Consider the following 11,914-nt stretch of genomic DNA (forward strand, 5'->3'; position numbering starts at 1 on the left):
CAAAATAATCATTCAGTAGCAATAGCTCTCACAATGTGGCAACATCGAGGTATGAGTGTGAACCAAGCCACAGCCCCCGATGATGTTGCCGCTGACGAAAACCCGCCCAAAGCAGGGCGGTCCGCCGACCGGACCGACATGGTGGGCAAGGCCCTGGGCCTTCTGGTCCTCCTGGGTGACGAGCCCCGCGGCGCCAGTGCGGCGGAAATCTCCCGCCGCGCCCAGCTGCCCTTCAGTACCACATACCGGCTCCTTGGCTCCCTGACGCGGGACGGCTTTGTGGACTACGAGCCCGATGGCCGCCGCTACCACCTCGGCCTGCGGATCTTCCAGCTGGGCCAGCGGGTCTCCAACCACCATGGCTTCGCCGGAACGGCCCTGCCCGTCCTGCGCCGCGTGACCGAGCAGACCGGTGAGGCTACCATCCTCAGTGTCCGCGACGGCCACCATCACCTCACGGTGAACAAGGTGGACGGGCCGCAGATGTTCCGGGTAACCAGCGATCCTGGCCACCTGGGCTCCCTGTCCACCACCGCCGTCGGAAAAGCCCTGGTGGCGTTCGCCGAGGATGCGGAGCGCGAAAAGCTCCTGGCGGAGCTTCCGCTCGAGCCGCTGACGGAGAAATCCATTACCGACAGGGATGCCTTCCGTGCCGAAATCGAGCTGGTCCGCCGCCGCGGATTCGCCGTGATGGATGAGGAAAACGAGCTCGGGATGCGCGCCGTGGCGGTTCCGCTGCTCAACCACCAGGGCCACGCGTTCGCTTCGCTGGCCACGGCGGTTCCGGTTTTCCGCCTCGGCCTGGAGGGCCTGGAGGCGCACGTCCCGCTGCTTCAGGAAGCGGCGGCCGAGCTCGCCGCACGCCTGCCGCAGCGGTAGTAGCTGAGCCCGCAGAAGCGTCAGATTGCCGCACTTTGTTCGTATCTAGAACAAGCGTGCGGAAAGTGAACAAATGATGTACCGTAATTTCCATCACCCGGCAGTGCACCCTCCGCAAGGAAGCTGCCAAGGTGCCGTATCAAAGGAGCTGCACGGATGAGTAATCGAACTGAGTCCTACCTGGTGGGACTGGTCGGCGATGGCGTGATGCCGTCACTCACCCCGCCCATGCATGAACGCGAAGGGGACGTGCAGGGCCTGCGCTACCTGTACCGCCCCATCGACCTGCTGCAGCTCGGCCTTCCCGGCGAGTCCGTGGGACAGCTGCTGCAGAGCGCCCGCAGCCTCGGATTCAACGGCCTGAACATCACCCACCCCTGCAAACAGCTGGTCCTGCAGCATCTGGATGAAGTGTCCCCGGACGCGCTGCGGCTGGGAGCGGTCAACACCGTGGTGATCGAGGACGGCCGCTTCATCGGCCACAACACCGACTTCTCCGGCTTCGCTGCAGCCCTCGCCGCCGGACTCCCCGGCGCCAAGCTGGACCGCGTGGTGCAGTTGGGTGCCGGCGGCGCCGGCTCCGCCGTGGCCTACGCCCTGCTCACCGCCGGCGTCCGCCGCCTGCACCTGGTGGACATGGACGCCGCCCGCGGCGCTGCCCGGGCCGCCGAGCTCGCAGGCTTCTTCCCGGACAGCACCGTCACGGCACATACGACGGCGGAGCTGCCGCAGCTGATGCCCCTGGCCGGCGGGCTGGTGCACTGCACCCCCGTGGGCATGGCCGCCCACCCCGGGCTCCCGCTGGACCTGGACCTGGTGGAGTCACGCCACTGGGTGGCGGACATCGTCTACCGCCCCATCGAGACCGAACTGGTCCGCGGCGCCCGCGCCAAGGGCTGCGAGGTGCTGGACGGCGGCCGGATGGCCGTGGGCCAGGCCGCGGACGCCTTCCGTATCTTCACCGGCCTCGAACCCGACCCGGACCGGATGCGCAGCCACTTCCTGGAGCTTGTGGCCGCCGAAGAGGTGGCCGCCTGATGCGCACCGGAATCGCCACCGTCTGCCTGTCCGGCACGCTGAAGGAAAAGATGCAGGCCTGCGCCATCGCGGGTTTCGACGGGATCGAGATCTTTGAGCAGGACCTGGTCACCTCACCGCTGACTCCGGAGGACGTGCGGACCATGGCCGCCGACCTCGGCTTGGGATTGGACCTCTACCAGCCCTTCCGGGATTTCGACGGCGTCACCCCGGACCTGCTGAAGGCCAACCTCCGGCGCGCCGAGGCGAAGTTCAAGCTGATGTCCCGGCTGGGCATGGACACCATCCTGGTCTGCTCGAACGTGGCCACCGCCACCATCGACGACGACGCCCTCCGCGCCGAACAGCTCTCCGAACTGGCGGGATTGGCCGGGGACCACGGCGTCAAGGTGGCGTACGAGGCCCTTGCCTGGGGCAAGTACGTCAACGACTACGAGCACGCCTACCGCCTCGTCGAGATGGTGGACCACCCCAACTTCGGTACCTGCCTGGACTCCTTCCATATCCTTTCCCGCGACTGGGACACCGCGCCGATCGAGAAGATCAACGCGGACAAGATCTTCTTTGTCCAGGTGGCAGATGCCCCCAAGCTCTCCATGGACGTCCTGTCCTGGAGCCGCCACTACCGTGTTTTCCCGGGTGAAGGCCAGTTCGAGCTCGCCAAGTTCATGGGCCACGTGGTCCGCGCCGGCTACACCGGCCCGGTGTCACTGGAAGTCTTCAACGACGTCTTCCGCCAGTCAGACGTCGAACGCACCGCCGTGGACGCCATGCGCTCGCTGATCTGGCTGGAGGAGCAGAGCGCCAAATGGCTGACGGGAAATGCCCCGGAAGGTGCCGCAGGCGCCGCCGCCGCGTCCCGCCGTCGTTATCCCATGGAACTGGCCACGCTGCCCAAGGTGAGTGAACCGGCAGGCTTCAACTTCGCCGAGGTCAAAGCGGACAATACCGCGCAGCTGGAGAAGCTCCTGGCCCAGCTCGGCTTCGCCTTCGAGGGCCGGCACCGCACCAAGGACGTCCAGCTGTGGACCATGGGCCAGGCGCGCGTGATCATCAACGAACAGGCGGCAACTCACGCCGAGCCGGCCATCGCCGCTTTGGGGTTCGACGTCGATTCCCCCGTCATTGCCTCGGCCCGGGCCCAGCAGCTGAAGGCGCCTGTGGTGGCCCGCAAGGTCCAGGCCGACGAGGAAGTGTTCCAGGGCATCTCTGCCCCGGACTCCACGGAGATCTTCCTGTGCCAGGGCAGCCCCGACGGCACTGCGGCATGGACGCACGAATTCGGGGAGGGGCTGGAACACCCCCGGCAGTCACAAAACGCGGTGATTGACCACGTGAACCTGGCCCAGCCGTGGCAGCACTTCGACGAGGCCGTCCTCTTCTACACCAGCGCCTTGGCCCTGGAACCGCAGCCGTTCGCGGAAGTTCCGAGCCCCAGCGGCCTGGTGCGCTCGCAGGTCATGCAAACGTCCGACGGCGCGGTGCGGCTGGTCCTTAACCTGGCCCCTGTGCAGCAAACACCAGCGCAGCACCCGCCGGCCCAGCAGGCCGACAAAACCTACCAGGAGCACATCGCCTTCGCGGTGGAGGACCTTGTTTCCACTGCCCGGTCCGCCCGGGACCGCGGCCTTGAGTTCCTGCAGATTCCGGCCAACTACTACGAGGACCTGAACGCCCGCTTCGACCTCGAACCGGGATTCCTGGCCACACTCCAGGAACTCAACCTCCTGTACGACCGGGACGCCAGCGGGGAATTCCTCCATTTCTACACCGCCACCGTGGGCAGTGTGTTCTTCGAAATGGTGGAACGCCGCGGCACCTACGACGGCTACGGAGCCCCCAACGCTCCCGTCCGCCACGCAGTCCAGTACGACCTCGCCCGCCTCTGACAACCACCAACGAAACCACCCACGAAAGGAGCCAGCCGTGCCGGAAGACATCAATGCCGAGCTGGAATCGGAAGAGCTCGTGCCGCCCGCCGAACCGAAGGCAGCCCACCTGCCGCTGGACCGCGCCATCGAAACACAGGCTGACCTCAGTGCTGAGATCAACGCGATCGGCGATGCCTACGTGCGCGCCCTCAAGGACGGCGCCCCTGCCGAGATTCAGCCGCGGCTGGACTACCCGCCGTACCGCAGCAGCATCCTGCGGCACCCCACCAAGAGCCTGCACCACACTGACCCGGAAACCATCGAGCTGTACTCCCCGGCGTTCGGCCACCAGGACGTGCACGCCCTGGAATCGGACCTGACCATCCAGCACAACGGCGAGCCGCAGGGCGAGCGGATCATCGTGGCAGGCAAGGTCCTGGACGGCGACGGCCGCCCGGTGGCAGGGCAGCTGGTGGAGATCTGGCAGGCCAACGCATCCGGCCGCTACATCCACAAGCGCGACCAGCACCCGGCGCCCATCGACCCCAACTTCACGGGCATCGGCCGCTGCATCACCGGCCCGGACGGCTCATACCGGTTCACCACCATCAAGCCCGGCGCGTACCCCTGGAAGAACCACCTCAATGCCTGGCGTCCGGCGCACATCCACTTCTCGCTGTTCGGCACCGAGTTCACCCAGCGCATCATCACCCAGATGTACTTCCCCGGCGACCAGCTCTTCCCGCTGGACCCCATCTACCAGACCATCGTGGACCAGGACGCCCGCGACCGGCTCGTGGCCAACTACGACCACAGCCTCACCGAACCCGAATGGGCACTGGGCTACAACTGGGACATCGTCCTGACCGGTCCCAAGCGGACCTGGACCGAAAACGAGGCGTTCGGTACAGCTGGAGACAGCAGTGAAGAGGCAGGAGAGTAAGCAGATGAGCACCAAACTGGTACCCACCCCCGCCCAGACCGTCGGCCCGTTCTACGGCTACGCCCTGCCGTACGACAAGGACAACGAACTCCTGGCCCCCGGCTCAGCCGGCTCCATCCGCCTGCAGGGCACCGTGTACGACGGCTCCGGCCAGGCCATCCCGGATGCCATCCTGGAAATCTGGCAGCCCGACTCCGCGGGCCGGATCGTCCAGAAGACCGGGTCCCTGGTCCGCGACGGCTACACGTTCACCGGCTGGGGCCGTGGCGCCGTGGGCAACTCCGGCGTGTACACCTTCACCACCGTGAACCCGGGCCCCACCAAACCCGGCGCGGCGGCGTTCATCTCCGTGGCCATCTTTGCCCGCGGACTGACCAACCGCCTCTTCACCCGGATCTACCTGCCGGAGGACACCGGGGCCCTTGCCAACGATCCGCTGCTCACCTCACTGGAACCCGAGCGCCGCAAAACGCTCATCGCCCGGCGCGATCCCGACGGCGGCCTGACCTTTGACATCCGCCTGCAGGGTGAGGGCGAGACAGTCTTCCTGGACTTCCAGTGACTGACGCGGGCCTGCTCAGTCCCGTCTCGGCGTCGCCGCTTGTCGGCGCGCTGACAGGGGACCGGGCGGTACTGGCGGCAATCCTCGCCGTCGAATCCGGCTGGGCTGCCGTGCTCGAGAAGGCGGGCCTGGCGCCTGCTGGTGCGGCCGCCGTCGTCGCTTCCGCCGCTGAGGCTGGCCGTTACGATTCCGCGGACATCGCCCGACGTGCCCAGGGCGGCGGCAACCCCGTCATCCCGCTGCTTGCCGACCTCCGCAAGCAGGTGGCAGCGCTGGACACCGGCAACGCCGGAGCCGGGAAAGCCGTGCACACATCGCTGACCAGCCAGGACGTCCTGGACACGGCACTTATGCTGGTGGCCCGCAACACCGTCGAGGCGCTGCTGGCCGACCTGAAAGGCACCACGACGGCGCTCGCCGCCTTGGCGGAGCAGCATGCGGACACGCTGTGCGTGGGCAGGAGCCTGACCCAGCATTCCCTGCCGTTCACCTTTGGCCTGCGCGCTGCCCAATGGTTCCAGGGCGTCGCGGCCGCCGGCCGGTACCTGGAGAACCTGGAGTTCCCCGTTCAGTTCGGCGGTGCGGCCGGCACCCTGGCTGCAGGCACTGTCCTTACCAGCGGCTCGTCCGCCACGCCTTTCAGCCTTGCTGATGCCCTGGCCTCCCAGCTCGGCCTGGCCCCTGCGCCGGCGCCATGGCACACCAACCGGCTGGCCATCACGTCACTGGGACATGCCCTGGCCGCAGTGCTGGATGCGTCCGGCAAGATCGTTGCGGACGTCCTTTTCCTGAGCCGGCCCGAGGTGGGCGAACTGGCCGAGCCGCGGGCCGCCGGCCGCGGTGTCTCCTCGGCCATGCCGCAGAAGCAGAACCCCGTGCTGTCCGTGCTGGTCCGCAGCGCCGCGCTCCAGGCGTCGGGGCTGGCAGCCCAGCTGCACGTGGCCGCCGCGAACTTCAACGACGAAAGGCCGGACGGAGCCTGGCACACCGAGTGGCCTGCTCTCCGGCAGCTCCTGGCCCTGGCACTTGGCGCCGCCGGCCACGTCCGGGAGCTCGCCGAGGGGCTGCAGGTTTTCCCGGAAGGCATGCGCCGCAACCTGGACCTTGCCGGTCCGCTGCTGCTGGCCGAGGGCGTCGGGGCCGCGGTGTCACCTCTGCTTGAGGACAAGGACGGGCTCAACGGCAAGCAGCAACTGCAGGCCGTGGTGGACCAGACCCTCCAGGCACCGCCGGCGGACCAGGCTGCCACCTACCGCAAGCTGCTCCGCGAAGCCGTCCCGGCGTCGGTCCTTCCGGACGTCCGGCTCGAGGAACTCCTCAACCCGGCCAGCTACCTCGGCGAGGCCGCGGAGATCTCCCGGCGGATCCTTGCCGCGTACCCGGACTTTGCCAATTCACCTGCCGATACCGATGCGAATGGAGCTTCCCGTGGCTAAACCAGTCCTGAAGGCAGCGCTGCTGTCACCCCAGCGGCCCCTGGGCGACCACCCCCTGCTGGTGGTGGGCCCGTCCCTGGGCACCTCCTCGATCCTGTGGAACAGGGCCGCCTCGCTGTTGGGCACCGATTACGACGTGGTGGCCTGGGACCTGCCGGGCCACGGCGTCTCGCCCGCGGCAACGGAACCATTCGACGTCGCGGCGCTGGCGGACGCGGTGGTGGACCTTCTCGACTCCATCGCCCCCGGCGAAGCCTTCCACTACGCGGGCGTCTCCCTGGGCGGTGCCACCGGCCTGCAGCTCGGCATCAAGCACGGGGAACGGCTCAAGAGCCTCTCCGTCCAGAACAGCGGAGCCAGGATCGGGACGCCTGAGGGCTGGCTGGAGCGCGCCGAAACGGTCCGCACGCAGGGTACGCCGGTGATGATCCAGGGCTCGGCCGAGCGCTGGTTCGCCCCTGGGTTTATGGACCGCGAGCCTGAACTGAGCAGCAGGCTCCTGCACGCCCTGCGCGACGCCGACCGCTTCAGCTACGCCTTCTGCTGCGAGGCGCTCGCGGCCTTTGACGTGCGCGGTGAACTCGGCACCATCCGCGTCCCCACGCAGGTCATTGCCGGAGCGCTGGACGGGGTGGCCCCGCCATCCATGGCTGAGGAAGTGGCCGCCGGGATCACCGCGGGCGGCGGCACCGCCACCGCCGTCACGCTCGAGGGAGTGGCCCACCTTGCCCCCGCCGAAGCACCCGCCCACCTTGCGGAGCTCATGCGAGGCCTCCTCGCCTGGGCCGAATCGCGGGAGGCGGCCAGATGAGCGGGAATGAGAGGAACGGCGTAGTCCAGCCCGGGGCCACCAGCCAGGAGATTTACGACGGCGGCATGGTGGTCCGCCGCGAAGTCCTGGGCGATGCCCACGTGGACCGCGCCAACGCGAACAAGGACGAATTCACCGAGGACTTCCAGGACATGATCACGCGGATCGCGTGGGGTGGGATCTGGACCCGGCCCGGCCTGACCCGGCAGATGCGGTCCGCCGTCACCATCACCGCGATGGTGGCGCACGGGCACTGGGAAGAACTCGCCATGCACATCCGCGCGGCCCTCACCAACGGCCTGAGCAGGGATGAGATCAAGGAAATCCTGCTCCAGACCGCCATCTACTGCGGCGTCCCGTCCGCGAATACTGCCTTCAAAACAGCACAGCAGGTGTTCCATGACATGGACAGCACCGGAATGGATACAACCCCATGAACCAGGCTTTTGTGTACGACGCCGTGCGCACCCCGTTCGGCAAGTTCGGTTCCGGCCTTGCCGCCGTCCGTCCGGATGACCTTGCCGCCCATGTGATCAGGGAGTCCGTGAAGCGCGCCCCCGGGCTGGATCCGGAGCGGATTGATGAGGTGGTGTTCGGCAACGCCAACGGCGCCGGTGAGGAGAACCGGAACATTGCCCGGATGGGCACCCTGCTGGCTGGCCTTCCGGTGTCGATTCCGGGGACCACGGTGAACCGGCTGTGCGGCTCGTCGTTGGATGCGGCGATTATCGCTTCGCGCCAGATCAATGCCGGCGACGCGGACCTGGTGCTGGTGGGCGGGGCCGAGTCGATGTCGCGTGCGCCGTGGGTGCTGCCGAAGACGGAGAAGCCCTACCCGGCCGGGGACATGACGCTGGCGTCCACCACCCTTGGGTGGCGCCTGGTGAACAAGGCGATGCCCAAGGAGTGGACCATCTCCCTGGGCGAGGCCACCGAGCGTTTGCGCGAGAAGTACGGCGTGACCCGGCAGGCGCAGGACGAGTTCGCCGCGAACTCCCACAACCTCTCGGCCGCGGCCTGGGACGAGGGCTTCTACGACAACCTCGTGGCACCCGTGCCCGGCACTGACCTGGTGCGGGACGAGGGCATCCGCCCCGGTTCCACGGCTGAGAAGCTCGCGGCCCTGAAGACGGTGTTCCGTTCAGAGCCTGAGGGCGCCGAGGTGGGCGGCACGGTCACCGCCGGCAATGCATCCCCGTTGTCCGACGGCGCCTCCGCGGCCTGGGTGGGGTCCGAGGCTGCCGCCGGGCTGCTGGGGCTCGAGCCGCTGGCGCGGATTGCCGGACGCGGGGCGCACGGCAACGACCCGCAGTACTTCGGTTTTGCACCGGTGGAGGCGGCGAACAAGGCCCTTGCGAAGGCGGGCATCGGCTGGGACCAGGTGGGCGCCGTCGAACTGAACGAAGCGTTCGCCGCGCAGTCCCTGGCCTGCATCAACGCCTGGGGCATCGACCCCGCCATTGCGAACCGGCACGGCGGGGCCATCGCGATGGGCCACCCGCTCGGTGCTTCCGGGACCCGGATCCTGGGCACCCTGGCCCGGTCCCTGCAGGCCTCCGGTGAACGGTGGGGCGTCGCGGCGATCTGCATCGGTGTGGGCCAGGGCCTGGCCGTGGTCCTCGAAAACGTAACTGCTCGAAAGGCGTAAGGCAATGCTGAACTTTGTAGATTCGGTCCAGGAGGCCGTGGCCGGCATCAAGGACGGCTCCACCGTGATGATCGGCGGGTTCGGCAACGCCGGGCAGCCGTTCGAACTGATCGATGCGCTGATGGAATGCGGGGCCACGGACCTGACGGTGGTGAACAACAACGCCGGCCAGGGTGACCAGGGCCTGGCGCTGCTGATCAAGGAAGGCCGGGTGAAGAAGATGATCTGTTCCTTCCCGCGGCAGTCCGACTCCTGGCACTTCGATGCCAAGTACAAGGCCGGCGAAATCGAACTTGAACTCGTCCCGCAGGGCAACCTCGCCGAGCGCATCCGCGCTGCCGGTGCCGGTATTGGCGGGTTCTTCACTCCCACCGGGTACGGCACCATGCTGGCTGAGGGCAAGGAAACCCGGATCATCGACGGCCGCGGCCAAGTCTTCGAAACACCCATCCATGCCGACGTCGCCCTGATCAAGGCACTGAAGGCCGACGGCAAAGGCAACCTGGTCTACCGCAAGACCGCCCGGAACTTCGGGCCCATCATGGCCGCGGCTGCGAAGCAGACCATCGTCCAGGTGTCCGAGGTCGTTCCCACCGGCGCGCTCGACCCGGAGAACGTGGTCACGCCCGGTATCTACGTCAACACGGTTGTCCGCGTGGCGGCCTCCGGCAGCACAGCCGGCACTAGCGAGAAGGTGGCCTGAGATGACCGTCCAGTCCAACGAAACATCCATCCAGACCTCCGCCACACCCCTGGGCCGGGACGACCTCGCCCGCCTCGTGGCCAAGGACATCGCCCCGGGATCATTTGTGAACCTGGGCATCGGCCAGCCCACGCTGGTGTCCAATTACCTCACCGAGGACCAGGACATCACCCTCCACACGGAGAACGGGATGCTCGGCATGGGCCCCGAAGCCAAGGGTGAAGAGATCGACGGTGATCTCATTAACGCCGGCAAGATCCCGGTCACCGAACTCCCGGGAGCCTCGTACTTCCACCATGCTGATTCGTTCGCAATGATGCGCGGCGGGCACCTGGACATCTGCGTCCTGGGCGCGTTCCAGGTCTCGGCCACCGGTGACCTGGCGAACTGGCACACCGGGGCACCCGGGGCAATTCCCGCCGTCGGCGGTGCCATGGACCTCGCCACCGGGGCGAAGGACGTGTTCGTGATGATGACGCTCCTGACGAAACAGGGCGCCTCCAAGATCGTGGACGCCTGCACCTACCCGCTCACCGGCGTCGGCTGCGTTACCCGCGTCTACACCGACAAAGCAGTGTTCCTCACCGGCCCCGAAGGCGTCACCGTCCGCGAAACCTTCGGCTGCACCCTCGAAGAACTCCAGGAACTCGTACCCGTCGCCCTCAAGGCCGCCGCGGCCGTTGGTTGAGCCGGCCGAAACCTGAGCGCCCCCTAGGATTGGTAACCATGACCGACGCCGTCCGTACCGACACCCCGTCCGCGCCGCAGGCCAGCGACCAGTACGTCCAGTCACTGGCCCGCGGGCTCGCCGTGATCCGGGCGTTTGATACGGACCATCCGGTGATGACCCTCACCGAAGTGGCGGCCCGGACGGATCTGACCCGGGCGACGGCACGGCGGTTCCTGCACACACTGGTGGAGCTGGGCTACGTGCGGACCGATGGCAAGACGTTCGCCCTCACCGCCAAGGTGCTCCAGCTCGGGTACGCGTACCTGTCCGGGTTGTCGCTGCCGCAGCTCGCGCAGCCGCACCTGGAAGAGCTGTCCTTGAAGCTCGGCGAATCTACGTCCGCCGCCGTGCTGGACGGGACTGACATCGCCTACATTGCCCGCGTAACCACCCGGCGGATCATGAACGTGGGCATCACCGTGGGCACCCGCTTCCCGGCGTATGCCACGTCCATGGGCAGGGTGCTCCTCGCAGGCCTGCCGCCCGCGGACCTGAAGGCATACCTGGCAGCCGCGGAGATCAAGCCGCTCACGCCGCGGGCTATTGGAACTGCCAAAGAGCTGCTCGCGGCGCTGGAAACGGTCCGCGCCCAGGGCTGGTGCCTGCTGGACCAGGAGCTGGAGCTGGGCCTGATGTCAGTAGCGGCGCCGGTCTATGACGGGCCGAAGGTGGTGGCCGCCGTCAACGTCTCGCTGCAGGCCCAGAGTGTTGCAGCGCAACCGGACCCCGAGGCGTACCTGGCGTCGGTGGCACAGGAAATCGTGGCAACGGCGAAACTCGTCTCCGCGGACCTCAGCGCCCGCGGCTAACACGCCCCCCGGAGTTTTTGTCCAGATATGCAGGCTTCGGAGGCGCGGAAGTCGGCTTATCTGGACAAAAACTCCTTCAATGGGGGCAAGGGGGGCTTGTCCAACGGCTTATCCGGCGTGCAGACTGTCGCGCATGGTCACGGAAGCTGACGTCAGAAAAGCTGCGATGGCGCTGCCTGGTGTCACTGAACGGCTGAGCTGGAGCCAGCCGGCGTGGTTTGCCAGGACCCTGATGGCGCGGATCTGGGAACCCGGGGTCCTCACGGTCAAAACAGAGGAGCGCGAAGCCCTCGCCGGCACGGAACCGGACGTTTTCTACTGGACGCCCCATCATGAGCGCTCACCCCAGCTGGTGCTGGTCCGGCTCGAGCGGATCGACGCGAAGCTGCTCACGGAACTGCTGGCGGATTCCTACCGGCTCGCGGGAGGGGACAAGGGAAACCGCTAAGGTAACTCTTTGCCACCCAAGCCGGCCGCCCTACTC

The 11,914-nt window shown here is 67.4% G+C and carries 13 protein-coding genes; all 13 read left to right on the forward strand.

Annotated features, from left to right (window positions below; all coding sequences use genetic code 11):
- The first annotated feature begins 51 nt into the window (after positions 1-51).
- The 13 genes from ARTSIC4J27_RS21275 (at position 52) to ARTSIC4J27_RS21335 (ending at position 11,878) form a co-directional block, all read left to right on the forward strand.
- Positions 52-879, forward strand: a complete 828-nt coding sequence (locus ARTSIC4J27_RS21275; RefSeq protein WP_200900866.1) for an IclR family transcriptional regulator — start codon at positions 52-54, stop codon at positions 877-879.
- 156 nt (positions 880-1,035) lie between these two features.
- The gene (locus tag ARTSIC4J27_RS21280; protein WP_050057192.1) at positions 1,036-1,917 is read left to right on the forward strand and encodes a shikimate dehydrogenase; all 882 of its coding nucleotides are present in this window, start codon (positions 1,036-1,038) and stop codon (positions 1,915-1,917) included.
- Entirely contained in the window at positions 1,917-3,806 is a 1,890-nt protein-coding gene (locus tag ARTSIC4J27_RS21285; protein ID WP_050057193.1) for a bifunctional sugar phosphate isomerase/epimerase/4-hydroxyphenylpyruvate dioxygenase family protein, read from the forward strand. Before ARTSIC4J27_RS21280 ends, ARTSIC4J27_RS21285 begins: the two co-directional genes overlap by 1 nt.
- A gap of 37 nt (positions 3,807-3,843) precedes the next feature.
- Positions 3,844-4,731 (forward strand): protocatechuate 3,4-dioxygenase subunit beta, encoded by an 888-nt coding sequence (pcaH, locus tag ARTSIC4J27_RS21290; protein ID WP_050057194.1) that lies wholly within the window; start codon positions 3,844-3,846, stop codon positions 4,729-4,731.
- A gap of 4 nt (positions 4,732-4,735) precedes the next feature.
- The gene (gene pcaG, locus ARTSIC4J27_RS21295; protein WP_050057195.1) at positions 4,736-5,293 is read left to right on the forward strand and encodes a protocatechuate 3,4-dioxygenase subunit alpha; all 558 of its coding nucleotides are present in this window, start codon (positions 4,736-4,738) and stop codon (positions 5,291-5,293) included.
- The gene (locus ARTSIC4J27_RS21300) at positions 5,290-6,729 is read left to right on the forward strand and encodes a lyase family protein (protein ID WP_050057196.1); all 1,440 of its coding nucleotides are present in this window, start codon (positions 5,290-5,292) and stop codon (positions 6,727-6,729) included. The genes pcaG and ARTSIC4J27_RS21300 overlap by 4 nt, the downstream gene beginning before the upstream one ends.
- On the forward strand, positions 6,722-7,540 hold the full coding sequence (locus tag ARTSIC4J27_RS21305) for an alpha/beta fold hydrolase (protein WP_050057197.1): 819 nt from the start codon (positions 6,722-6,724) through the stop codon (positions 7,538-7,540). The genes ARTSIC4J27_RS21300 and ARTSIC4J27_RS21305 overlap by 8 nt, the downstream gene beginning before the upstream one ends.
- The gene (gene pcaC, locus ARTSIC4J27_RS21310; RefSeq protein ID WP_050057198.1) at positions 7,537-7,977 is read left to right on the forward strand and encodes a 4-carboxymuconolactone decarboxylase; all 441 of its coding nucleotides are present in this window, start codon (positions 7,537-7,539) and stop codon (positions 7,975-7,977) included. The genes ARTSIC4J27_RS21305 and pcaC overlap by 4 nt, the downstream gene beginning before the upstream one ends.
- Positions 7,974-9,188, forward strand: coding sequence for a thiolase family protein (locus ARTSIC4J27_RS21315; protein ID WP_050057199.1), 1,215 nt, complete (start codon positions 7,974-7,976; stop codon positions 9,186-9,188). Before pcaC ends, ARTSIC4J27_RS21315 begins: the two co-directional genes overlap by 4 nt.
- Before the next feature lie 4 nt (positions 9,189-9,192).
- Positions 9,193-9,891 (forward strand): 3-oxoacid CoA-transferase subunit A, encoded by a 699-nt coding sequence (locus tag ARTSIC4J27_RS21320; protein ID WP_050057200.1) that lies wholly within the window; start codon positions 9,193-9,195, stop codon positions 9,889-9,891.
- 1 nt (position 9,892) lies between these two features.
- On the forward strand, positions 9,893-10,579 hold the full coding sequence (locus tag ARTSIC4J27_RS21325) for a 3-oxoacid CoA-transferase subunit B (protein WP_050057201.1): 687 nt from the start codon (positions 9,893-9,895) through the stop codon (positions 10,577-10,579).
- A gap of 38 nt (positions 10,580-10,617) precedes the next feature.
- Positions 10,618-11,430 (forward strand): IclR family transcriptional regulator domain-containing protein, encoded by an 813-nt coding sequence (locus tag ARTSIC4J27_RS21330; protein WP_050057202.1) that lies wholly within the window; start codon positions 10,618-10,620, stop codon positions 11,428-11,430.
- 133 nt (positions 11,431-11,563) lie between these two features.
- The gene (locus ARTSIC4J27_RS21335; RefSeq protein WP_050057203.1) at positions 11,564-11,878 is read left to right on the forward strand and encodes an MmcQ/YjbR family DNA-binding protein; all 315 of its coding nucleotides are present in this window, start codon (positions 11,564-11,566) and stop codon (positions 11,876-11,878) included.
- Positions 11,879-11,914 lie beyond the last annotated feature (36 nt).

It is taken from the genome of Pseudarthrobacter siccitolerans, from assembly GCF_001046895.1.
Classification (GTDB): Bacteria; Actinomycetota; Actinomycetes; order Actinomycetales; family Micrococcaceae; genus Arthrobacter; species Arthrobacter siccitolerans.

What these genes read in the sequence shown, in the direction of transcription:
- ARTSIC4J27_RS21275 (WP_200900866.1), top strand. Translation starts at nt 52, where the DNA reads ATGAGTGTGAACCAAGCCACAGCCCCCGATGATGTTGCCGCTGACGAA.
- ARTSIC4J27_RS21280 (WP_050057192.1), top strand. Translation starts at nt 1,036, where the DNA reads ATGAGTAATCGAACTGAGTCCTACCTGGTGGGACTGGTCGGCGATGGC.
- ARTSIC4J27_RS21285 (WP_050057193.1), top strand. Translation starts at nt 1,917, where the DNA reads ATGCGCACCGGAATCGCCACCGTCTGCCTGTCCGGCACGCTGAAGGAA.
- pcaG (WP_050057195.1), top strand. Translation starts at nt 4,736, where the DNA reads ATGAGCACCAAACTGGTACCCACCCCCGCCCAGACCGTCGGCCCGTTC.
- pcaC (WP_050057198.1), top strand. Translation starts at nt 7,537, where the DNA reads ATGAGCGGGAATGAGAGGAACGGCGTAGTCCAGCCCGGGGCCACCAGC.
- ARTSIC4J27_RS21315 (WP_050057199.1), top strand. Translation starts at nt 7,974, where the DNA reads ATGAACCAGGCTTTTGTGTACGACGCCGTGCGCACCCCGTTCGGCAAG.
- ARTSIC4J27_RS21320 (WP_050057200.1), top strand. Translation starts at nt 9,193, where the DNA reads ATGCTGAACTTTGTAGATTCGGTCCAGGAGGCCGTGGCCGGCATCAAG.
- ARTSIC4J27_RS21325 (WP_050057201.1), top strand. Translation starts at nt 9,893, where the DNA reads ATGACCGTCCAGTCCAACGAAACATCCATCCAGACCTCCGCCACACCC.
- ARTSIC4J27_RS21330 (WP_050057202.1), top strand. Translation starts at nt 10,618, where the DNA reads ATGACCGACGCCGTCCGTACCGACACCCCGTCCGCGCCGCAGGCCAGC.
- ARTSIC4J27_RS21335 (WP_050057203.1), top strand. Translation starts at nt 11,564, where the DNA reads ATGGTCACGGAAGCTGACGTCAGAAAAGCTGCGATGGCGCTGCCTGGT.